The organism is Dactylosporangium sucinum, from assembly GCF_014647515.1.
Taxonomy (GTDB): Bacteria; Actinomycetota; Actinomycetes; order Mycobacteriales; family Micromonosporaceae; genus Dactylosporangium; species Dactylosporangium sucinum.
This window is the reverse complement of record NZ_BMPI01000043.1, coordinates 23,858-45,685: the sequence shown is the minus strand read 5'-3', so window position 1 is coordinate 45,685 and position 21,828 is coordinate 23,858. Positions and strand designations below refer to the sequence as shown.

General features: G+C 72.0%; 21 protein-coding genes and 1 tRNA gene. 12 read left to right on the top strand and 10 right to left on the bottom strand.

Annotated features, from left to right (window positions below; all coding sequences use genetic code 11):
* Nucleotides 1-91: 91 nt before the first annotated feature.
* On the top strand, nucleotides 92-1,348 hold the full coding sequence (locus IEZ31_RS35615; protein ID WP_190254470.1) for an ABC transporter substrate-binding protein: 1,257 nt from the start codon (nucleotides 92-94) through the stop codon (nucleotides 1,346-1,348).
* A gap of 1,142 nt (nucleotides 1,349-2,490) precedes the next feature.
* Here the strand turns inward: IEZ31_RS35615 and IEZ31_RS35610 are convergent.
* The 5 genes from IEZ31_RS35610 to IEZ31_RS35590 all read right to left on the bottom strand — a co-directional run bounded on the left by IEZ31_RS35610 (nucleotide 2,491) and on the right by IEZ31_RS35590 (nucleotide 7,327).
* Nucleotides 2,491-3,291: an ABC transporter ATP-binding protein gene (locus IEZ31_RS35610; protein ID WP_190254469.1), complete on the bottom strand. Its 801-nt coding sequence runs from the start codon at nucleotides 3,289-3,291 to the stop codon at nucleotides 2,491-2,493.
* The gene (locus tag IEZ31_RS35605) at nucleotides 3,288-4,262 is read right to left on the bottom strand and encodes an ABC transporter ATP-binding protein (RefSeq protein WP_190254468.1); all 975 of its coding nucleotides are present in this window, start codon (nucleotides 4,260-4,262) and stop codon (nucleotides 3,288-3,290) included. The genes IEZ31_RS35610 and IEZ31_RS35605 overlap by 4 nt, the downstream gene beginning before the upstream one ends.
* Nucleotides 4,252-5,250 (bottom strand): branched-chain amino acid ABC transporter permease, encoded by a 999-nt coding sequence (locus tag IEZ31_RS35600; protein WP_190254467.1) that lies wholly within the window; start codon nucleotides 5,248-5,250, stop codon nucleotides 4,252-4,254. The genes IEZ31_RS35605 and IEZ31_RS35600 overlap by 11 nt, the downstream gene beginning before the upstream one ends.
* Nucleotides 5,251-5,260: 10 nt before the next feature.
* Nucleotides 5,261-6,562: a branched-chain amino acid ABC transporter permease gene (locus IEZ31_RS35595; RefSeq protein ID WP_229836147.1), complete on the bottom strand. Its 1,302-nt coding sequence runs from the start codon at nucleotides 6,560-6,562 to the stop codon at nucleotides 5,261-5,263.
* Nucleotides 6,563-6,715: 153 nt separating this feature from the next.
* Complete coding sequence (locus IEZ31_RS35590; RefSeq protein WP_190254466.1) at nucleotides 6,716-7,327, bottom strand: ANTAR domain-containing response regulator; 612 nt, start codon at nucleotides 7,325-7,327, stop codon at nucleotides 6,716-6,718.
* 84 nt (nucleotides 7,328-7,411) lie between these two features.
* Between IEZ31_RS35590 and IEZ31_RS35585 the strand changes: the two genes are divergently transcribed.
* Nucleotides 7,412-7,485, top strand: a tRNA-Leu gene (locus IEZ31_RS35585).
* Nucleotides 7,486-7,496: 11 nt separating this feature from the next.
* Here IEZ31_RS35585 and IEZ31_RS35580 read toward each other — a convergent pair.
* Nucleotides 7,497-7,928, bottom strand: coding sequence for a MarR family winged helix-turn-helix transcriptional regulator (locus IEZ31_RS35580; RefSeq protein WP_190254465.1), 432 nt, complete (start codon nucleotides 7,926-7,928; stop codon nucleotides 7,497-7,499).
* A gap of 76 nt (nucleotides 7,929-8,004) precedes the next feature.
* Between IEZ31_RS35580 and IEZ31_RS35575 the strand changes: the two genes are divergently transcribed.
* A complete protein-coding gene (locus IEZ31_RS35575; protein WP_229836146.1) occupies nucleotides 8,005-8,580 on the top strand; it encodes a class I SAM-dependent methyltransferase in 576 nt (191 codons plus the stop codon).
* On the opposite strand, the gene IEZ31_RS35570 is transcribed toward IEZ31_RS35575, so the two are convergent.
* Nucleotides 8,557-9,372 carry a spermidine synthase gene (locus tag IEZ31_RS35570; RefSeq protein ID WP_229836145.1) on the bottom strand — a complete coding sequence of 272 codons (816 nt, stop codon included), beginning with the start codon at nucleotides 9,370-9,372 and terminating at the stop codon, nucleotides 8,557-8,559. The two genes, IEZ31_RS35575 and IEZ31_RS35570, sit on opposite strands and share 24 nt — an antisense overlap.
* Entirely contained in the window at nucleotides 9,373-9,924 is a 552-nt protein-coding gene (locus tag IEZ31_RS35565; RefSeq protein ID WP_190254463.1) for a hypothetical protein, read from the bottom strand.
* Nucleotides 9,925-10,001: 77 nt separating this feature from the next.
* Between IEZ31_RS35565 and IEZ31_RS35560 the strand changes: the two genes are divergently transcribed.
* From IEZ31_RS35560 to IEZ31_RS35550, 3 genes are read left to right on the top strand one after another with little or no spacing between them, the layout of a single operon-like run.
* Nucleotides 10,002-11,273 carry an EAL domain-containing protein gene (locus IEZ31_RS35560; protein ID WP_229836144.1) on the top strand — a complete coding sequence of 424 codons (1,272 nt, stop codon included), beginning with the start codon at nucleotides 10,002-10,004 and terminating at the stop codon, nucleotides 11,271-11,273.
* Nucleotides 11,274-11,279: 6 nt separating this feature from the next.
* A complete protein-coding gene (locus tag IEZ31_RS35555; RefSeq protein ID WP_190254462.1) occupies nucleotides 11,280-12,164 on the top strand; it encodes a hypothetical protein in 885 nt (294 codons plus the stop codon).
* Between the two features lie 54 nt (nucleotides 12,165-12,218).
* On the top strand, nucleotides 12,219-14,453 hold the full coding sequence (locus IEZ31_RS35550; protein WP_190254461.1) for a hypothetical protein: 2,235 nt from the start codon (nucleotides 12,219-12,221) through the stop codon (nucleotides 14,451-14,453).
* A gap of 20 nt (nucleotides 14,454-14,473) precedes the next feature.
* Here the strand turns inward: IEZ31_RS35550 and IEZ31_RS35545 are convergent, their stop codons facing one another.
* Nucleotides 14,474-14,698, bottom strand: coding sequence for a hypothetical protein (locus tag IEZ31_RS35545; RefSeq protein WP_190254460.1), 225 nt, complete (start codon nucleotides 14,696-14,698; stop codon nucleotides 14,474-14,476).
* 54 nt (nucleotides 14,699-14,752) lie between these two features.
* Between IEZ31_RS35545 and IEZ31_RS35540 the strand changes: the two genes are divergently transcribed.
* Nucleotides 14,753-15,352, top strand: a complete 600-nt coding sequence (locus IEZ31_RS35540; protein WP_190254459.1) for a TetR/AcrR family transcriptional regulator — start codon at nucleotides 14,753-14,755, stop codon at nucleotides 15,350-15,352.
* A gap of 21 nt (nucleotides 15,353-15,373) precedes the next feature.
* Here the strand turns inward: IEZ31_RS35540 and IEZ31_RS35535 are convergent, their stop codons facing one another.
* A complete protein-coding gene (locus IEZ31_RS35535; protein ID WP_190254458.1) occupies nucleotides 15,374-16,900 on the bottom strand; it encodes a M28 family metallopeptidase in 1,527 nt (508 codons plus the stop codon).
* Nucleotides 16,901-17,099: 199 nt separating this feature from the next.
* Between IEZ31_RS35535 and IEZ31_RS35530 the strand changes: the two genes are divergently transcribed.
* The 5 genes from IEZ31_RS35530 to IEZ31_RS59515 form a co-directional block, all read left to right on the top strand.
* Nucleotides 17,100-18,878, top strand: a complete 1,779-nt coding sequence (locus IEZ31_RS35530; protein WP_190254457.1) for a bifunctional metallophosphatase/5'-nucleotidase — start codon at nucleotides 17,100-17,102, stop codon at nucleotides 18,876-18,878.
* Between the two features lie 135 nt (nucleotides 18,879-19,013).
* Nucleotides 19,014-20,000 (top strand): aldo/keto reductase, encoded by a 987-nt coding sequence (locus IEZ31_RS35525; RefSeq protein ID WP_190254456.1) that lies wholly within the window; start codon nucleotides 19,014-19,016, stop codon nucleotides 19,998-20,000.
* Nucleotides 19,994-21,067 carry a carboxylate-amine ligase gene (locus IEZ31_RS35520; RefSeq protein ID WP_190254455.1) on the top strand — a complete coding sequence of 358 codons (1,074 nt, stop codon included), beginning with the start codon at nucleotides 19,994-19,996 and terminating at the stop codon, nucleotides 21,065-21,067. Before IEZ31_RS35525 ends, IEZ31_RS35520 begins: the two co-directional genes overlap by 7 nt.
* A 55-nt stretch (nucleotides 21,068-21,122) precedes the next feature.
* Nucleotides 21,123-21,725: an HAD family hydrolase gene (locus IEZ31_RS35515; protein WP_190254454.1), complete on the top strand. Its 603-nt coding sequence runs from the start codon at nucleotides 21,123-21,125 to the stop codon at nucleotides 21,723-21,725.
* Nucleotides 21,722-21,828: hypothetical protein (locus tag IEZ31_RS59515; RefSeq protein ID WP_373294742.1), on the top strand; the 107-nt coding region annotated here is incomplete at its 3' end. The genes IEZ31_RS35515 and IEZ31_RS59515, both read left to right, overlap by 4 nt.

Genomic DNA, 21,828 nt, shown 5'->3' with positions numbered 1-21,828 from the left:
GCGGGGTGAGTGTCATTAGGTTGTGCCTTCATCAGCGTCTTGGCATCTAGGCGCAACCACGCCTACCGCGCTGTTAAAAAGGAGACAGGTGATGATCCGCCCCAATCTCGGATGGCGCTCCGTCGCTGTGCTGAGCGCTGCCTGCCTGGCGCTCGCCGCGTGTGGCGACAACAGCGGCGATGAGCCCAGCGCGAACGCGACCACCGGCGGCGCGGCCGGCGACGGTGTGCTGAAGATCGGCACGATCCTGCCGCAGACCGGCTCGCTCGCCTTCCTCGGCCCTCCGGAGTTCGCCGGCGTCGACGTCGCGATCAAGGAGATCAACGACAACGGCGGCGTGCTCGGCAAGCCGGTGTCGATCCAGCACATGGACTCCGGCGACACCTCCACGGACATCGCCACCCAGTCCGTCAACAAGCTGCTCACGGACAAGGTCGACGTCATCATCGGCGCCGCCTCGTCGTCCGTCTCGCTGTCCGTGATCGACAAGATCACCGGCGCGGGCGTGGTGCAGATCTCGCCGGCCAACACGTCGACGGCGTTCACCACGTACAACGACAAGGGCCTCTACTTCCGCACCGCCCCGCCGGACACGCTGCAGGGCCGCGTCCTCGGTGACCTCATCGTCCAGGACGGCAACGCCAAGGTCGGCATGCTGGTCCTCAACGACTCCTACGGCGTCGGCCTGGCCGAAAACGCCAAGAAGGAGATCGAGAGCGGCGGCGGCCAGGTCGTCAAGAGCATCACCTACGACCCCAAGGCGGCGGACTTCACCACCGAGGTCTCCGACATCGCGGCGGCCAACCCGGACGCCATCGCGATCATCGGCTTCGACGAGAGCAAGAAGATCGTCCCGAAGCTGATCGAGAAGGGCCTCAAGTCCAAGAAGTGGTACTTCGTCGACGGTAACATCGCCGACTACTCGAAGGACTTCGCGCCCGGCACCCTGACCGGCTACAAGGGCACCCAGCCCGGCGCCGAGACCAAGGCGGACTTCAAGACCCGCCTGCTCGCGGCCAACAAGGACCTGAAGGACTTCAACTACGCGGTCGAGTCGTACGACGCCACCATCCTCGCGGCCCTGGCCGCCGAGGAGGCCAAGAGCGACAACCCGGCCGAGATCGCCAAGCACCTCATCACCGTCTCCAAGGACGGCGAGAAGTGCACGACGTACAAGCAGTGCGTCGACCTGATCAAGGCCGGCAAGAACATCGACTACGACGGCCTGAGCGGCCCGATCTCCTTCAACGACGCCGGCGACCCGGCCGAGGCCACCATCGGCGTCTACACCTACGACGCCAACAACAAGCTGACCTCGGACGTCAAGTACCAGACCGGCAAGATCTGAGCCTGAGGCTCCTGAGAGGCCCCCGCCCGGTCCGCCGGTCGGGGGCCTCCCTGTTTCCAGCTGACTCGGGTCCGCGCAAGGCGCGACCGTCGCTCCCGCCAGACACCGCTCGCGGCGCCGGTGCATCCGCCCCGGCCCCGCGGACGCTGCCATCGCCGTCGCCCCAAGGGCCCGCGGGCTACGCCCGCGCGGACGCCCGCACCACCCACCCCCGCCACTTCCCGCCACCCCGCCGCGACGTCGGCGAAGACGTCGGTCGATCCACCCTCAAGTCGATCTCCAAAACCGAGGGTACATCGACCAACGTCACCAGAATTCCCGGCGACGCCCCACCGCCCCCATGATCAAGGGAAACTTCTGGTCGTCGGGGCAGCCAGATGTTTCCCACGATCATGGGCGCCGTCGCCTCGGTAACCCCTTGGCGGGCCGTCGAGCAGGCAGCCGGGCCCACAACCTCCTGGATCACGCTGGCAGGCCGGCACGCGACCGGCGGGGGCCCCGGCACAGCCGGGCGACCAGCCGACCCACCGAGATCCGCCGGCGCACCGAGATCCGCAGCACGCTGAGCAACCAACTCGGGGTGGCCAGCCGGCGCGGACGGTGGCCAGCACGGACGGCCGGCTGGCGTTTCGGGCGGAGGCCGACACGGGGCGGGCAAGCGCGGGTGGCCGGCCGGCGTTTCGGGCAGCGGCCATCGCGGGTGGTCGGCTGGCGTTTCGGGCGGAGGCCAGCACGGACGGCCGGCTGGCGTTTCGAGCGGAGGCCGACACGGGGCGGGCCAGCGCGGGTGGCCGGCCGGCGTTTCGGGCGGAGGCCAGCACGGACGGCTGGCTGGCGTTTCGGGCGGTGGCCGGCGCGGACGGTGGCCGCGGGCTCGTGGCCGCGACGGCGATGGCAGGGTCTTCCCGGCGGGACGGATGTCGCGCCGGGAACAGCGGTGTCTGGCGGGAGCGACGGTCGTGCGTTGCGCGGGCCCGAGTCATGGTGATTGTGAAACGCGGGCCGCAAGAAACGCTGAAATGCAAGACAATGCGTGTTACGGGTGCGTGAAACGCGGGGCCGGAAAAGGGCCGTTCCGGACGGCGAATATCCCGCGCCGGACCATGTGGCCGGCGCGGGATATCGGTCTGGCAAAACGATCGTTAGGCTCTTGCGAGGGTGCCCAGGTACAGCTCGATGACGCGGGGGTCGTTGATCAGGTCCTCGCCCGACGCCGTGTAGGCGTTGCGGCCCTGGTCCAGGACGTAGCCGCGGTCGCAGATCTGGAGGCAGCGGCGGGCGTTCTGCTCCACCATCACCACCGTGACGCCCGTGGAGTTGATCTGCTTCGTGCGGAAGAAGACCTCGTCCTGCAGGGCCGGGGAGAGGCCGGCCGAGGGCTCGTCGAGGAGCAGGACCGTCGGCTCCATCATCAGGGCGCGGGCCATCGCCACCATCTGGCGCTCGCCGCCCGACATCAGGCCGGCGCGCTGCTTGCGGCGCTCCGCCAGGGTCGGGAACAGCTGGGTGACGAAGTCGAAGCGCTCCTTGAAGCGCTTGGGCTTCAGGAAGGTGCCCATCTGCAGGTTCTCTTCGATGGTCAGGGCGGCGAACACGTTGTTCGTCTGCGGCACGAAGCCGATGCCCCGCTCGACCAGCGCGTGCGCCTTGAGGTTGGTGATGTTCTCGCCGCGCAGGGTGACCGTGCCGGTGCGGATGTTCACCAGGCCGAACATGGCCTTCAGCAGCGTGGACTTGCCCGCGCCGTTGGGGCCGATGATGCCGACGAGCTCGCCGTCCTGCACGTACAGGTCGGCGCCGTTGAGGATGTTCACGCCCGGCAGGTAGCCGGCGACGACCTCGTCGGCCCGCAGGACCGCGCCGTCGGCCCGGGCCACGTGGTCGGTCCGGTCGACGATCTCGTTGCTCGTCGGGGCCGCGTCGTCCTCGATCGCGTCCGTCATTCCCGCCCCCTCCTGCCGTCCTCGTCGCCGAGCTCGTCGACCGCGCCGACGAGCGTCACGGAGTCGCTCTCGTCGAGGTCCCCGGCGTCGATCTCCTCGCCGCCGACGCTCTTGACCGCGCCGTCGTGGTGCGCGCCCAGGTAGGCGTCGATCACGCGCGGGTCGGCCATCACCTTGTCGGGCGTGCCCTCGGCGATGACGCCGCCCTGGCCCATGACGATGATCCAGTCGCTGATGTCGTGGACCATGTCCATGTCGTGCTCGACGAAGAGCACGGTCATGCCGTCCTCGCGCAGCTGCTTGACGTGGCCGAGCAGCGACTGCGTCAGCGCCGGGTTCACGCCGGCCATCGGCTCGTCGAGCATGACCATCTCCGGCTGCACCATGAGGGCGCGGGCCATCTCCAGGAGCTTGCGCTGGCCGCCGGAGAGGCTGCCGGCGAAGTCGTCCTTCTTGGCCATCAGCTTGAAGCGGGTGAGCAGGTCCTCGGCCCGCGCCGTGATCTCGTCCTCCTGCTGCCGCCAGGTGGCCGGCAGCAGGGCGCGCCAGAAGCTCTCGCCCTTCTGCCCCGTGGCGCCGAGGCGCATGTTGTCGATGACCTTGAGCTTCGACAGCGCCTTGGTGAGCTGGAACGTGCGGACCATGCCGGCGCGGGCCACCTTGTGGGCGGGCACGCCCGACAGCGACTTGCCGTTGAACGTCCAGCTGCCGTCGTCCGGCGCGTCGAAGCCGGTGAGCAGGTTGAAGAACGTCGTCTTGCCGGCGCCGTTGGGGCCGATGAGCGCGGTGATCGAGCCGCGCTGCACCTCGACGTGCTTGACGTCGACGGCCGTGAGGCCGCCGAAGCGGCGCACGACGCCGTCGGCCACCAGGATCGGGTCGGGCTTGGGCACGCCCGGCTCGCAGGGCACGCCGGCGAGGGCCGCGACCGCCCGGTCCCGGGCCGCGCGCCCGGTGGTCTCAGCGGACATCGAGCATGACCTCCCTCTTGTCGCCGAAGATGCCCTGCGGGCGGTAGATCAGCAGCAGCACGAGGCCGAGTCCGACCAGGATGTACCGCACCGACCCGGCCTGCGTGGTGGACATGAACCAGTCCGGCAGGACCTTGTTGTTCGACATCTCGCTCAGCGTCGAGTCGACGAACACCAGCAGCACCCAGAAGATCGCCGAGCCGACGACCGGCCCGAAGACCCGGGCGGCGCCGCCGAGGATGACGATCGTGTAGGCGAAGAAGGTGAACTCGGTGCCGTAGGTGTCCGGCTGCACCGCCGCCCGGTCGAGGGCGAAGACGAAGCCGCCGAGGCAGCCGATGACGCCGCCGAGGACCAGCGACTGCATCTTGTACGAGAAGACGTTCTTGCCGAGGCTGCGCACCGCGTCCTCGTCCTCGCGGATGGCCTTGAGCACGCGGCCCCACGGGCTCTTCATGAGCAGCCAGACGACGAGGCAGCTGAGCAGGACCAGCGCCCAGCCGACCGTGAGGATCCACAGGTCACGCGAGCTGAACGTGATGATGTCGGCGATGTTGATGCTGGCGCCGCTGCCGTAGGGGTTGAGCGCGTAGAAGTCCTGCGAGAAGCCCTGCAGGCCGTCCGAGGCGCCCGTCCACTTGCGCAGGTCGGTCGCCCGGTACAGCAGCCGGATGATCTCGGCCGCGGCGATCGTGACGATGGCCAGGTAGTCGGCCCGCAGCCGCAGGGTCGGGATGCCCAGCAGCAGCGCGAGCAGGATCGACGCGGCGAGGCCGATGCCGACGCCGAGCGCCAGCGGCAGGTCGAACGACGAGACGGTGATCGCGATGCCGTAGGCCCCGACGCCCAGGAACGCCGACTGGCCGAAGTTGAGCAGGCCAGTGTAGCCGAAGTGGACGTTGAGGCCGATGGCCGCGAGCGCGTACGCAATAGTGGTGGACCCGATGATGGATTCCAGCGAGACGCTGAAGATGCTCTGCCAGTTCATCGTGTCCCCCTCAGCCGATCCGGGTCCGGCGGCCGAGGATGCCCTGCGGCCGGAAGAGCAGGATCACGATCAGCGCGCCGAGCGCGCTCACGTTCTTCAGCTCCGACGGGATCCAGTACGTCGAGAACTGGATGAACAGGCCGATCACCAGGCTGCCCAGCAGGGCGCCCCACGCGGTGCCGAAGCCGCCGAGCGTGACCGCCGCGAAGATGAGCAGGAGGATCTGGAAGCCCATCTGGAAGCTGACGTTCTGGTAGACCGCGAGGATGACGCCGCTGAGCGCGGCCAGGCCGCCGCCCAGCGTCCAGACCAGCCGGATGATCCGGTCGACGTTGATGCCGGAGGCCGCCGCCAGGGCCGGGTTGTCGGCGACCGCGCGGGTCGCCTTGCCCAGCCGGGTCATGACCAGCGCCATGGACACGGCGACGAGCACGACGATCGCGATGGCGTCGGTGACGAGGTTCTTCGGCGCGATGGTGAACGGGCCGATCTCGACGCCGGGCTGGGCGTTGTACTCCGAGAAGGCGCGCGAGTCGCCGCCGAAGAAGTACAGGAAGATGTACCGGACCGCGAGCGACACGCCGATCGAGATGATCATCGTCGTGATCAGGTTGGTGCGGCGTTTTCGCAGCCAGCCCCAGAACGCCCGGTCCTGGAACCAGCCCATGGCGGCGCCGATGGCGACCGCGATGAGGCCGGACAGGACCAGCGGCAGGCCGATGGTCACGTTGAACAGGAAGGCCATCAGCGCGCCGAACGTGACCAGCTCGCCGTGGGCGAAGTTGGTCAGGCCGGTGGTGCCGAAGATCAGCGAGATGCCCAGCGCCGCGAGCGCGATGATGAGCGAGAAGTGGATGCCGGCGTAGAAGAGGTCGGCGACCCGGTTCCACTCCGACGGGGCGGCCGACGGGGCCGGCTGGTTGCTGTTTCCGGTGGTCGCGCCGCCCGCGCCGCCACCGAGCGGGAACAGCACGTTGCGCTGCTGCCCATCGGCCACGGCCGGCGTCAGGCTGGGTCGCCCGTTCGTCACCGTGACGCCCGAAGGAAGCGTGGACTGATCGAGGTCGACCTTGTAGGTCCCCGGACCGGGAACCGGAATGGTCCACTTGCCCGAAGCGTCTGAGGTCGCTTCGCCGACGGACGCGCCGTCCTGGCTGAACGCTTTGATCTTCACACCGGCGACGGGGGCGCCGTTATTGGTCAACGTTCCCTGCAGTGTTTCTCCAGCGGCCCAGGCGCTCGTGGCGCCTATGCCGAAGGAGAGCATCACGCAGGCCAGGAAGGCCGTGAGCATGATCACGGCTCTACGCAATGGTGCTCCTCGAATCAACGGTGATGACGGGGGCGTCCCGACCCTCGGGACTGCGGGATCATAGCCCGCCCTGCAAGCCAATTGCGTGCCGTTATCAAGCCGTTATCCGTTGCTGAGCAAGCTGCGCCAAACACACCATGCGCAGGTAAAAGGTCACGACTCCGCGGTTACGGAGCTGTTACCTCCAGCCGTTTCCGCGATGATCCGGTCGGCGACTTCGCGCATCGTCATGCGGTGATCCATGGCGGTCCGCTGGATCCATTTGAAGGCCTGCGGCTCGTTCATGCCGTAGGTGGCCATCAGCTGCCCCTTCGCCCGCTCGACGATCTTGCGGGTCTCCAGCCGGTCGGTCAGCGTGGCGACCTCCGCCTCCAGCACGGCGAGCTCGGCGAAGCGCGACACGGCGATCTCCACCGCCGGCACGAGGTCGCTCTTCTGGAACGGCTTCACCAGGTAGGCCATGGCGCCGGCGGCGCGGGCCCGCTCGACCAGGTCGCGCTGGCTGAACGCCGTGAGGATGACGACCGGCGCGATCCGGCCGCCGGCGATCTTCTCCGCCGCGGCCAGGCCGTCCATGATCGGCATCTTGATGTCCATGATGACGAGGTCGGGCTTGAGCTCCTCGGCGAGGCGGACGGCCGTCTCTCCGTCGCCGGCCTCGCCGACGACGTCGTAGCCCTCCTCGACGAGCATCTCCCGGAGATCGAGGCGGATGAGGGCCTCGTCTTCCGCGATGAGCACCCGACGGCTCTGTGCCTCGGCCACTAGCCACTCCCGATCCGCTCCGACACGACTCGACGGCGGTTACCGTCGCGATCAGAGTAGTGGGTACTCTGATGCGGCGTACTCGTCCCGGTATCCCAATCGGCAGAGGAACGGAGCTCAAACCTCCGACAGTGTGGGTTCGAATCCCACCCGGGGCACTCGGCACGTCTCAATGGTCCTCCCGGGCCACGCGCAGCAGGGCCGACAGGCCGCGCACCAGCGCCTCGCGCTCGTCCGGCGCGAGGGCGGCGCTCCACCGCTCGAAGTGGCCATGGAAGACGCTCGACAGGCCCTTGTGCGCGGCCCGGCCAGCGTCGGTGAGCCGCAGCTGGTTGAGCCGGCGGTTGTCCTCGTCGCGCCGCCGCTCCAGCAGCCCGCGCCGCTCCAGGTCGCCGACCAGCCGGCTGACCGAGCTCTTCTCCAGCCGCAGCCGGGCCGCCAGCTCCTGCTGGGACAGCGGCGGCTCGGTGTCCAGCGCGTGCAGCGCGGCGGCCTGGGAGAGCGACAGCCCGGGCCCGCCGCCCTCCGGGGTGTCGAAGTGCCAGGCGGACACCAGCCGCACCAGTCCCATGAACGCCTCGTGCAGGCGGTGATCCTCCATGGTTGCAAGATACAACCGTGAGGCGTACGGTCGAAGAACAGTTGCATTGTGCAACTCTTGTCGATCGGAGGCGGACGTGCAGCACTGTGACGGGAACCACTTCGAGGGCCGGTGGGCGACCTGGTACAGCTGGCTGACCGGCGGGCCGCTGCGATACACCTACCGCCGGCTGGCCCGCGACGCCGCCGCCCTGGCCGGGCCGGGCGCGGCCGTCCTCGACGTCGGCACCGGCCCGGGCGTCCTGCCGGACGAGCTCGCCCGGCTGCGCCCGGACCTGACCGTCGCCGGCGTCGACCCGGCCCACGCGATGGTCGCCGCCGCCCGGCGCCGGCTGGCCCGCCACGGCGGCCGGGTGCGCGTGACGGAGGGCACCGCCGCGGCGCTGCCGTTCCCCGACGGCTCGTTCGACCTGGTCGTGTCGTCGCTCAGCCTGCACCACTGGCCGGACCCGGCCGCCGCCGCGGCGGAGCTCGTGCGCGTCCTGCGGCCCGGCGGGCGGCTCTGCCTGTACGACTTCCCCACCGCCCCCTTCGACGCGGTGACCCCGGCGGGCGCCGCCGCCGGCCGCACCGACCTGCCGTGGCGCATGCCGTTCGCCGGGCGGCTGACCCGGGCGGTGATCGAGCCGTCAGTCGTCGAGCACGACCGGTGAGGCGCCCTGGGTCAGCAGGTCGAGGCCGGCGCCGGTGACCACCTGCGCGGGCTGCCGGTCGCGGCCGGCGACCGCGGCCAGCCGGGCGACCGGCAGCCGGCCCGCCTCCCGGGCGGCGGCGAAGACGACGTTGCCGAAGCGCCGGCCGCGCAGCAGGTCGGGCCGCACGATCAGGCACACGTCGGCGAACGCGGTGCGCAGCGTGGCGGCCTGGCCGCGGGAGAACTCCAGCGGCGCCAGGTCGGCCACGTTGACCGCGAAGACGCCGCCGGGCCGCACCACGCGGGCGACGGCGGCGGCGAACGTCACGTCGGAGACGCTCTCGGGCATCTGCGCCGCGTCGTAGACGTCGCCGATCACCAGGTCGAAGTCGTCGGCCGGCGACCAGCCGGTCACCGTCTCGCGGGCGTCGCCGAAGACGATGTCGAGCGGGAAGTCCAGCGGCAGCACGCGCTGCACGAACCCGGCGAGCTGCCGGTCCCGCTCGACCACGACCTGCTCCGAGCCGGGCCGGGTCGCCGCCACGTACCGCGGCATCGTGAACGCCCCGCCGCCCAGGTGCAGCACCCGCAGCGGCCGGCCGGTCGGCGCCATCGCGTCCACGATCGAGCCGAGGCGGCGGGTGTACTCGAAGCCGAGGTACGCCGGATCGTTCACGTCGACGTAGGACTGCTGGACCTCCTCGACCAGCAGCGTCCAGCCGCCCTTGCGCCGCGGGTCGCGCAGCAGCCGGGCCGAGCCGAACTCGGTGCGCTCGCCGATCCCGTTGACGATCTCCCGCCAACCGCTCACCTACGCGGGTGCCTCTTTGACGAGCTCCACCGGCACGCCGTCGGCGTAGCGGGTCTTGAACAGCGGCGCCGCCTTGTCCGGGTCGTCGGTGCCGACGATCACCACGCCGCGCACGAAGTCGGAGCTCACGCTGTTGACGGAGACGCCCTGGCCGGACCAGTACTCGTGGTCGTCGTTGACCTGCTGGTAGCGCTTGGCGAGCTCGGCGGCGGAGAACTTCGCGTCGTTGAGCACCACGCAGGTCGAGCCGAAGGTGTCGAGCACCCACTTGTCGAAGTCGGCGGACGGCTTGCGGTACACGTCGACGCTCGTGCCGTCGTCGCGGACCCGGGCGCCGGCGAAGACGGCCGCGTAGTCCGCCTCGCCCTTCTGCCCGACCTGCCCGGCGACGTCGACCGCGTCGGCCCCGCCTTCCCCGGACGAGGCCGCGGCGGACGCGCAGGCCGCCGTGCGGCCGCCCGGTGCGGACGACTCGGACGGATCGGGATCCGCGGTGCATGCGGTCAGGGCCAGCGCGGCCACCAGGAGCGTCGGTGCCAATACACGTCGCATCGCGCCACAACCTACCCGAGGGACCCCAGCCGATGCGAAACCCTCATTCCGGGCCTCCGGCGGACGAAAGAAGGGATATGGAGGCCAGCACCACCGTCATCCGTTCCGTCGACGACGTGCTCGACGCGCGGGCGGTCACCACGGTCTTCCAGCCCGTCGTCCGGCTCGACGCCTGGCACCGCAAGCGCCACGAGACCGTCGGCTACGAGGCGCTCACCCGCGGCCCGGCCGGCACGCCGTGGGAGCAGCCGCTCGCGCTGTTCGCGGCGGCCGCCGAGCGGGGCCGGCTGGCCGAGCTCGACTGGATCTGCCGGGCGACCGCGTACCGCACGGCGATCGACGCCGGCCTGCCGCCCGGGCTGACCCTGTTCGTCAACGCCGAGCCGGCCGCGCTCGGCGTGCCCTGCCCGCCCGACCTCGCCCCGGCGATCCTCGACGCGCAGCTGCGCCTGCGGGTCGTCACCGAGATGACCGAGCGCTCGATCGGCCGCGACCCGTCGGCCCTGCTGACCGCGGCCGAGGCCTGCCGGGGCTCCGGCTGGGGCGTGGCCCTCGACGACGTGGGCGTCGAGCCGGCCTGCCTCGCCGTCCTGCCGTTCGTCCATCCCGACGTGGTGAAGCTGGACCGGCACCTGACCCAGCACCCGGGCGGGGGCTACGCCGCGCGCGTGGTCACCGCCGTCACCGCCTATGCCGAGCGTTCGGGGGCAGCGGTACTGGCGGAGGGCGTCGAGACCCCCGAGCACCTCTCGGCCGCGCTGGGCCTGGGCGCCAACCTCGGGCAGGGCTGGCTGTTCGGCCGGCCGGGCCCGCTGCCGCCGGACGTCGGCCAGCGCCACGCCGCCGTCGGCGTCCCGTTCGTCGCGCCGCCGGCGAACCCGGGCGGCCGCACGCCGTACGAGATCGTCTCGGCCCGCCGCCCGACCGCGCGGGCGACCAAGCGGATGCTGCTGCCCATCAGTCACTCCCTGGAGGCTAGGGCGCTCGACGCCGGCGAGCCGCCGATGCTGCTCGCGAGCCTCCAGGAGGCCCGGCATTTCACCCCGGCGACCGCCCGGCGCTACGCCGCCGCCGCGGAGTCCGCCGCGCTCGTGGCCGCCGTCGCGACCGAGCTGCCGGGCGAGCCGGCGCCCGGGGTGCGCGGCACGGCGATCGGCGGCGACGACCCGCTGCGGGGCGAGTGGAACGTCATCGTCGCCGGCCCGCACTTCGCGGGCGCGCTCGTCGCCCGCGACCTGGCCGACACCGGCGCGGACGAGGACCGGCGCTTCACCTACGCCGTCACCTACGACCGTGACCTGGTGCTCGACGCGGCCCGTGCGCTGCTGCACCGGATCGTGCCAACATAGGCGTTCATGAAGCGCGTGTGGCTCGCCACGGTGGCCGTGATCGTCGTCCTGGCCGGTGCCGCGCTGTCGGGCCGCGCGCCGGTTGAGTCGCCCTTGCCGGAGGCCGCCGTGCAGCTGCGGGTCGAGCTGGAGCAGGGCCGGGTCGACGAGGTGCGGCACACCGTGCAGATCGCGATGCACAACGACGGCCCCTCGAAGATCACGGTCGTGCAGGTCGAGCTGCAGGCGCCGTCCTTCAAGGGCGCCGGGCCGGTCACCGTCGACGCGCCGCTGCCGGTCGGCGGCCTGCGGGTCGACGTCCCGGTGTCGTACGGCACCGGCAGCTGCACCGGCGACGACCTGAAGCCGAAGAGCGCGGCCTCGCACGTGGCGTTCAAGGTGCGCACCGAGGACGGCCGGGTCCACGACCTGCGGCTGCCGCTGGCCCACCCGAACGCCATGCTCGACAAGCTCCTCGGCATCGACTGCCAGCAGGCGTACCTCGACCGCCAGGCCACCTTCACCTTCGGCCCCTGGACGCCGCTGCCGAGCGGCTGGGTCAGCGGCACCGTCGTGGTCCGGCGGGTCGGCTTCCCCGGCACGGTCACCCTGCAGGAGTTCACCGGCAGCATCCTGCTGGAGGTCATGCCGGTCCCGCTGCGCGAGGCGACCCCGAAGCCGTACGGCGTGCTCAAGCCCGGCGAGGACGAGCTGCGCATCCCGATCATCGTGGACGGCGAGCGGTGCACGCCGCACGCGCTGGCCGAGATCAAGAAGCCGTACGTGTTCCCCGCCTTCGTCTCGCTCGACGGCGGCGCACCGCTGTACACGGAGCTGAAGATCACCGATGCCGAGGTGGCCGCGTTCAAGCCGGTCATCGATGCCTGTGCGGCCGGCCACACGCAGATGTGAGCCCAGACTTTTAAGCCAGACTTAGGCCAGTTGCGATGGGATACGGCGGGTGCCATGCTCGCAGCCGTGTCCGAGGTCGGCCGCCGAGTCCGTGGTGCGCTCCCCGCGGTCGGCCTGCTGACGCTCGCCACCGCGGCGATGCTCGGCGTCTCGACGCTGCTCGGGTTCGCGCCGGCGCCGGCGGCCTGGCGGATCGCGCTGACGCTGGTCGCGGCCGGACTGCTCGGGATCGCCGCGGCCGACCAGGTCCGGGCCGCCCTCACCGACTGGCAGGGGGCGACCGCGGCCGAGTCGGGGGTGCACCGGCGGCCCCGGCGCGGCCTGATCGACCTGGCCGGTGAGCTGAGCGGCGAGCGGACGGGCGACTGGACCGGCGACCGGGTGCTCGCCGGGCGGCTCGGCGACGAGGAGCGGACCGAGACCGGGATCTTCACCGGGCGGACCCGGCGGGTGCCCACCACCGGCGACCTGTGGGGCGAACCCGACGAACCGCCCAGCCGGAGCGAACGCCCCGAACCGCCGGCCCGCGGGCGGCCCCCGCGGCCCTCCTGGATGCGGATCGCCGTCACCACGCTCATCGCGGCCGCCCTCGCCGCCCTGCTCTGGGTGCCGCAGGTGCCGGTCAGCGGCGTCGCCCGGACCGCCGCCCAGTTCGTCGTCGGCTACGGCGCGTTCGCGCTGCCGGTCCTGCCCCTGCTGCTCGCCTGGCCGCTGCCCCGCCTGCGTCGCGGCCCGCGCTGGTCGTGGCGGCTGCCGCTGCTCCCGGTCGCCGACCGGCGGCTGTGGACGGGCGCGGAGCTGCGCGAGCTCGCCGTCACCACCCTCGCCTTCCTGCGCGAGCGGGTGCTCACCCGGGCCAGCGGCATCGTGCTGGCCACGCTCGGCCTGCTGCACCTGGTGCGCGGCAACCCGAACCTGCTCGACGGCGGCACCAACCGGGCCGGCGGCCTGGCCGGCTTCCTGCTCGCCGAGCCGCTGCGCCTGCTGCTCGCCTCCGGCGGGGCGATCGCCCTGCTCGGCGGGGTGCTCGCCGGGGCCGCCGCGGTGATCGCGGCGTCCGTCGGGCGGGCCTGGGGCACCGTCACCGGCTACTCGGTGCTCGCCGTCGCGCTCGTGGTGCCGCTCGGCCTGGCCGGGGCGAGCCACTGGCTCGGCTACGAGTACTACCTGCGCACCCAGGACGGCAGGGTGGTCGTCGTCGCCGGCCTGTCGCCGCGGCACGTCCAGTCGGTGCACGACACCTCGCTGCGGGTCGACGGGATGTCGCCGTCGCTGGTCGCGCTGCTCGACAAGGGGCTGCCCGTCACCGGCAACGACGACGGCGAGCGGATCGCCAAGGCCCTCGCCCAGCCGGGCACCTCGGCCGCCGAGCTGTACGTCGGCGACCAGTTCGAGCTCAAGAGCGGCGAGTGCTTCGACTGGATCGGCGGGTCGTCGCAGCTGCGGTACGTGGCGCCGTGCAACGGGGCGCACGTCGGCGAGGTCACGTTCGTCGGGCACCTGCCGTTCACGGTCGACCCCGGCAAGAGCGCCGTCGACGCGGCCGCGAAGGCGATGTGCGAGCAGTCGTACGGGGACTACCTCGGGGTGCCGTTCGGGCAGTCCTTCCTGCCGCTGGAGGCGCCGCTGCTGCCGCCGGCCCTGGAGGAGGGCTGGCACGCGAGGCCGGTGATCGCCTGCTGGCTCGGCTCGGTCGGGCCGTGGACGCTCAAGGGCACCCGCACGGTCGCGGCCCTGCAGCAGAAGACGCCCTGGGGCGCGGCCGGCGGCTGCAAGATCGAGGTGCCCGACGCGCTGCGGGTGACCGCCGCGCAGCCCGGCGTGCGCTGCCTCGCGCCCGGGCCCGAGCAGCGCCTCAGCGTGCCGGGCGGCGGCTTCGCGATGGACCTGGAGTTCGCCGCGATCGGCAAGGCGGCCGGCGGCGCCAAGGTCGGCGCCGGCTGCTTCGACGGCGCGAACCTCACCAACGGCTACAGCTTCGAGGTCGCCCCCGACGGCGTGATCGAAATCTGGAAGCACTTCGCCGACCAGCACGCCCGCCTCACCGCCTCGGCGAAGCCGAAGAACGCCGGCCCGCCGACGACGGCCTCGACCCCGCTGCAGGTGACCTGCAAGCCGACCCCGGACGGCGGCGTGGAGCTGACCGCGTTCTCCACCGGCAGCCGCAAGGCGTCGGTGGTGGACAAGAATGCCCCGATCACGTCGCTGAGCCCCCGCCTGGTCCTGGCCAACGCCGAGGCCGGCGGCGTCGTGATGACCACCATGATCTTCAACGCCACCCGCGTCTAGGTCCCGGGCCCAGTCGAGGGTCACCGTCGCCGGGCGAGACGGTCAGGCAGGCCGGTTCCCAGGCGAAGACGCCGCGCATCGGCCGGCACGCCGGCCGGTCCGGCCGTGTCGACCGGCCAGCCGCGGGCGCGCAGGTGCAGGGTCAGCAGCTCGGCCGCGGCGCCGCCGCCGGTGCCCCACACCGCGTACCGGACCGTGCACCGGCCATGGGTCGCCAGGCACCGGCGGTCGCCGAGCCGTGCCATCCGTCACCTCGGCGATCCCTTAAAGTGAGCGATCGTTCGTTCTACAATTGGAGGGTGCCACGCGTTTCGGAAGCTCACCTCGCGGCCCGGCGGGAGCAGATCGTCGAGGCGGCGACGCGCTGCTTCGTGCGCAACGGGTTCCACCAGACCTCCATGCAGGATGTCATCAAGGAGGCCGGGCTGTCCGTCGGGGCCTTCTACCGCTACTTCACGAGCAAGTCCGAGCTGATCAAGGCCATCGCCAGCGAGAAGGTCGGCAACGTCGTGAGCACCGTCGAGGGGCTGCTGCGGCAGGAGCCGATGCCGCCGCTGCTCGACGTGCTCGACGAGGTGCTCGGGCACGTCGACCAGGAGCTCGGGGCCGACGGCGCGGTCCGGATCGCGGTGCAGGTCTGGGGCGAGGCGGTGCACGACCCGGAGATCGCGGCCATGGTGTCCGGCATCTACGGGCAGATCCGCGACGCGACCGGGGCCCTCGCCGAGCGGGCCCAGCGCGACGGGCAGCTGCCGGCCGGCACCGACCCGGCGGCGACCGGCGCGGCGATCTTCGGCTTCGTCCAGGGGTACATCCTGCAGAACGTGACCGTCGGGCGGATCGACCGCACGACGTACCTCGACGGCCTGCGCAACCTGCTGGGGGCGGCACCGGCGTGAGCCCCGGCGCCGCCCGCAGCGTCAGGACTGGGTGATCCTCACGTCGTCGACGCCCGCCTCGACCAGGCTGGCCGTGCCGGAGTCGTTGGCCTCGACGAGGATGCGGACGGTCTGCCCGCTGTACGCGCTGATGTTCACGCTCGCCGTGGCCCACGCCCCGGCCCGGTTCGACGCGGCGCCCGCCTGCGTGAAGACGGTCGTCGTCGTGGTGCCGACCACGCGGACCCGCAGGAAGTCGGCGCTCGTGGCGTTGTTCAGGTGGGCGAGGTACCACGAGAACTGCAGCGTGAGCGTCCCCGACGACGGCAGCGTGATCGCGGGCGAGCGGATGCTCGTCAGCCCGCCGTCGACGTCGAAGTCGCCCGCGGTCGTGCCGGCCGCGGCGCCCGTCACCAGGTCGTACGAGCCGCTCACCGTGGTGCCGAGCTGCAGCGCCACGCCGGAGGACGTGGCCGCCGGGTCGCCGCGCTCGAACGCGCCGGCGGTCGCCGTGTCGGTGCCCGACGGGTTCGCCGTCCAGCCCGTCGCCGTCTCGAACGTGTCGCTCCACACGGTGCTGCCGGGCGGGGTGGTGGTGCCGGCGGCCAGCGTCCACACCGCGTGGGCGATGGCGTCGGCGTTGCGGTCCAGCGCCGTGTCGTCGATGTTCGCGGTCGTGTCGCAGGAGCTGTGGTAACAGCGGTCGAACGCGGTGCCCGACGTGCCGCCCCACTTCGCCGCCTGCGCCGCGCTCTTGCGGCCCTCGGCGCCGGTGAACGTGCCGCCGGCCGGGATGCCGGCGTTGATGAACGGGCCGTAGTCGGAGCGGCCGTCGAAGTCGGTGCCCTCGGTGGGCACGCCGATCGAGGTGAAGTAGTCCTGGAGCACCTTCTCCAGGGCGGCCGAGCCGGCCGGGCCGGGGCCGGCGCCCGTGCCGTCGGAGTTGTCGCCGTCGTACACGAAGTAGCCGGGGTTGGGCGAGCCGACCATGTCGAAGTTGAGATACCCCTTGATCTTCGACCGCTCGGTCGCGCTGAGGCTGCTCACGTACGCCGACGACCCGCGCAGGCCGAGCTCCTCGGCGCCCCACCAGCCGAACCGCAGGTGCTTGGTGGTGGTGAGGTGCTGCCGGGCGACCTCCAGCGCGACCTCCAGGTTGGCCGAGGAGCCGGAGCCGTTGTCGTTGATGCCGGGCCCCGCGGTGACGCTGTCCAGGTGCGCGCCGACCATGAGCACGTCGTTCGGGTCGCCGCCGGGCCAGTCCGCGATGAGGTTGTAGCCGGTCGCGCCGTTGTACGTGAACGACTGCACGGTGGTCGTCCAGCCGGCGGCGTCGAGCTGCCCCCGCACGTAGTTCACCGAGGCCAGGTAGCCGGGCCGCCCGTGGGCCCGGTTGCCGCCGTTGGCGGTGGCGATGCTCTGCAGCTGGGCGAGGTGCGCCTTGACGTTCGTGACGGAGATGTTCGGCGCGGCGGCCAGCAGGATCTTCACCGGCGCCGCGGACGCCGGCGTCACCAGCGCGAGCGGGGCGATCGCGGCGAGGGCCGCGAGGAGGCGGGACGTCTTCACGTGGGCTGCTCCCAAGGGTCGAGGGGGTCACCGCCCGTCAGCGCGGGGTCGACCGTCCGCTGCGGGCCGCCCGAGTATCCCGATGTACATCGATAGTCGTCAACCTATTGGCTGACTCATACCACGCGCCCGCATCGAAGGGACGTTATGGTGCTGGTCGGCGCCCACGAGGCGCCCCGATCATCACGGAAGGCACAGCATGACCAACCCCTCCGGCACCACCCGGCGGACCGTCCTCTCGGCCGCGGCGGCCGCGGCCGCGGCACCGTTCGTCGCCCCCGCCGTCGCCGAGGCGCACCAGCCCGGCGCGCCGAAGACCTGGGACCTGACCCTGCTCGGCACCTCCGACACGCACGGCAACGTCTACAACTGGGACTACTACAAGGACGCCGAGTACGACGACAGCGCCCACAACGACATCGGCCTGGCCAAGGTCGCCACGCTCGTCAACCGGATCCGGGCCGAGCGGCGGGGCAAGGCCACGCTCGTGCTCGACGCCGGCGACACCATCCAGGGCACGCCGCTGGCGACGTACTACGCCAAGCAGGAGCCCATCACCAGCACGCACGAGAAGCACCCGATGGCGCGGGCGATGAACGTCATCGAGTACGACGCCGTCACCCTCGGCAACCACGAGTTCAACTACGGGCTGCCGCTGCTCGACCTGTGGATCCGCCAGCTCGGCTTCCCGGCCCTCGCCGCCAACGCGGTGAACCTGAAGACCGGCCGGCCGGCCTACGCGCCGTACGTCATCAAGAAGGTCGACCTCGGCAAGGGCGCCCCGACGCTGCGCGTCGGCATCCTGGGCCTCACCAACCCGGGCGTCGCGATCTGGGACCGGGCCAACGTCGAGGGCAAGCTGCGCTTCGACGACCTGGTCGCCACCGCCGCGCGGTACGTGCCGGAGATGCGCCGCCGCGGGGCCGACGTCGTGCTGATCTCCGCGCACGGCGGCGACAGCGGCACCTCCAGCTACGGGCCGGAGCTGCCGAACGAGAACCCGTCGGCGCTCATCGCCCAGCAGGTGCCCGGCATCGACGCGATCCTCTTCGGCCACGCGCACAACGAGGTGCCGCAGCGCTTCGTCACCAACACCGCGACCGGCGCGCAGGTGCTGCTGTCCGAGCCGTCGAAGTGGGGCCAGCGGCTCACCCGCATGGACTTCACCCTGTCCCGCGAGCGCAACCGCTGGACGATCACGGCGAAGCAGGCGGCCACGCTGAACACCAACACGGTCGAGGCCGACCCGGCGGTGCTCGCCGCGGTCCGCGCCCAGCACGCCAAGACGGTGGCGTACGTCAACCAGGTCGTCGCCACGTCGACCGAGACGCTGTCGGCCGCGGAGTCGCGGTACAAGGACACGGCGATCCTCGACTACATCAACAAGGTCCAGACCGACACCGTGACCGCGGCGCTCGGCACGGCCCTGCCGGTGCTGTCGATCGCGGCGCCGTTCTCCCGCACCGCGGTGTTCCCGGCCGGCGAGGTCCGCATCAAGGACGTCGCCGGGCTGTACATCTACGACAACACGCTGGAAGCCGTCGTGCTCACCGGCGCCGAGGTGCGGGCCTACCTGGAGTACTCGGCAAAGTACTTCGTGACGCTCGCCCCGGGCGCCCCGGTGGACCCGGCGACAATCAGCGAGCCGTCGGTGCCCGACTACAACTACGACACGATCTCCGGCGTCGACTACGACATCGACATCAGCCGGCCGGTCGGGCAGCGCATCACGCGCCTCGTCCACCCGGGCACCGGCACGCCGGTCGGCGACGCCGAGCAGTTCGTCGTGGCGGTGAACAACTACCGGCGCTCCGGCGGCGGCAACTTCCCCGGCATCGTGAAGACCCAGGTGTACAACGCGCAGCAAGAGATCCGCCAGCTACTCATCGACTGGGCCCAGGCCAAGGGCGCGATCGACCCGGCGGACTTCTTCACGCCGAACTGGAAGCTGGTCCGCGAGGGCGTGCCCGTCTTCTAGCCCCCACCACGTTGATCTTGCAGTTGTGGTGCCGGGACACTCCCGAAGTATCCCGCTTTGGGAGGCACCACAACTGCAAGATCGACGCAGGGACGCCGCGGGCGGGGGGATCATCGGCGGCATAGGGTGAAGGGCATGCAGCAGAGGACGTTGGGGCGCACGGGCGTCCCGGTCGGCGCGGTCGGGCTCGGGGCGTGGCAGCTGGGTGCCGACTGGGGCGAGGTCAACGAGGACGAGGCCCTCGCGACGCTCATCGCGGCGCACGAGGCGGGGGTCGACTTCATCGACACGGCCGACGTGTACGGCGACGGTCGCAGCGAGCGGCTGGTCGGGCAGTTCGTGCGGGGCCTGCCGGTCGGGCGCACGGTCACCGTCGCGACGAAGATGGGCCGGCGCGTGCCGCAGGAGGCGCAGCGGTACAACCTCGACAACTTCCGCGCCTGGAACGACCGGTCCCGGGAGAACCTCGGCGTCGACACGCTCGACCTGGTCCAGCTGCACTGCCCGCCGAGCGAGGTCTACTCCACCGACGAGGTCTTCGACGGGCTCGACCTCATGGTGCAGGAGGGGCGCATGCACGCGTACGGCGTGAGCGTCGAGACCGTCGCGGAGGCCCTCACCGCGATCGCCCGGCCCAACGTCGCCACCGTGCAGATCATCTTCAACATGCTGCGGCTCAAGCCGCTCGACGACGTGCTGCCCGCCGCCGAGAAGATGGGCGTGGGCATCATCGCGCGGGTGCCGCTGGCCAGCGGCCTGCTCGCCGGGCGCTACGACGAGAACACCACCTTCGGCGCCGACGACCACCGCACGTACAACCGCCACGGCGAGGCGTTCGACCAGGGCGAGACGTTCTCCGGCGTCGACTTCGCCACCGGCCTGGCGGCCGTGCGCCGGCTCGCCCCGCTCCGGCCCGAGGGGCTGACGATGACCCAGTTCGCGCTGCGCTGGATCGTCGACCACCCGGCCGTCTCGGTCGTCATCCCGGGCGCACGCAACGGCGAGCAGGCCCGCGGCAATGCGGCCGTCGGCGACCTCCCGCCGCTGCCGGCGGCCACCCACGACGCGGTCAGGGACGTGTACGACGACCTGATCCGCGCGTCGGTGCACAGCCGATGGTGAGTGTCGGCGACACCCTCGGCGTCGAGGAGGAGTTCCACGTCATCGACGCCGAGACCGGCGAGTTGCAGCCGGCCGCGCGGCGGGTGCTGCGCGGCGCCGACGCCGAGCCGGAGCTGCACCGCTCGATGGTCGAGACGGCCAGCGCGGTGCAGACCGGCCTGTCGGCGCTGCGGGCCGACCTGGCCGAGAAGCGGCGCTCGCTCACCGACGCCTGCGACCGGCTCGGCCTGGCCATCGTCGCCGCCGGCACGGTGCCCGGGTCCGGGGCGCGGCCGAGCCGGGTGTACCCCGACGAGCGCTACGAGCGGATGGCCCAGGAGTACCGCCAGCTCGTCGACGAGCAGCAGGTGGCCGCGTGCCAGGTCCAGGTCGGCGTGCCCGACCGGGACCTGGCGGTGCGCATCACGCGGCGCGTCCGCGAGTGGCTGCCGGCGCTGCTCGCGCTGAGCGTCAGCTCGCCGTACTTCGCGAACCAGGACACCGGCTACGCCTCCTACCGCACCGTCGTCACCAGCCGGTGGCCGACGGTCGGGCCGCCGCCGGACCTGTCCTCGGCCGCGGAGTACCAGAAGGTCGTCGACACGCTCGTGGCGAGCGGCGTGATCAGTGATGCCGGGATGGTGTACTTCGACGCCCGGCCGTCGGCGCGGTACCCGACGGTCGAGGTGCGCGTCGCCGACTCCTGCCCGCACATCGACGACGTCGTGCTGCTCGCCGCGCTGGCCCGGGCCCTCGTCACGACGGCCGCCGCGGAGGACGCGGCCGGGCGGCCGCTGCCGGAGGCGCCGCAGGTGCTGCTGCGCGCGGCCACCTGGCGGGCGGCCCGCTCGGGCCTCAGCGGCCACCTGGTCGACCCGTCGACCCGCACCGCGGTGCCGGCCGGCGTGCGGATCGACGCGCTGTTCACCCACCTCCGGCCGGCCCTGGAGGCCCGCGGCGAGTGGGAGACGGCGGTGGACCTGCTCACCGACCTGCGGGGCCGCGGCACGTCGGCGACCCGGCAGCGCAAGCACGCCACGCTGCGGGAGAACGCCCTCGCGCTGGCCGAGGAGACCCGCGGCGCCTGACGGCCGTGGACCTTCTCACACGGCCCGGGTCACCCGGCGTACTACCCTCGGCTGCATGCATCGCGGTCTCCTCGTCGACTACGGCGGCGTGCTCACCACCGACGTGTTCGCGTCGTTCGACGCCTTCTGCGCGCGGGAGGGGCTGCCGGCCGGGACGGTGCGCGAGCTGTTCCGCACCGACGCGACCGCCCGGACGCTGCTGGCCGGGCTGGAGGACGGCACGCTCGCCGCCGCCGAGTTCGAGCGGGACTTCGCGGCGCTGCTCGGGGTCGCTCCCGAGGGGCTCGTCGAGCGGCTCATGGGCGGCGCCGCCGAGGACGTGGCGATGCTCGACTTCGTGCGGGCCGCGCGCCGCCGGGGCGTGCGCACCGGGCTCATCTCGAACTCGTGGGGCGTCGACCGGTACGACCGGGCGCTGCTCGACGAGCTCTTCGACGGCGTGGTCATCTCCGGCGACGTGGGCCTGCGCAAGCCGAGCCCGGAGATCTACACGCTGGGCGCCCGGTCGGTGGGGCTGGCCCCGGCCGACTGCGTCTACGTCGACGACCTGCCGGGCAACCTGAAGCCGGCGCGGGCGCTGGGCATGACCACGCTGCACCACCGCGACACCGCGGCGACGATCGCGGCGCTCCGGGACCTCCTGGGGGTCCCGGCGTGAGACGTCGCGCGCTGCTCGCCGGGGCCGCTTCGGCCCTGACGCTCGGCGCGTGCGAGTCGGCCGGGGAGGAGGCGACCGGCACGCTGCGGATCGCGACCGGCAG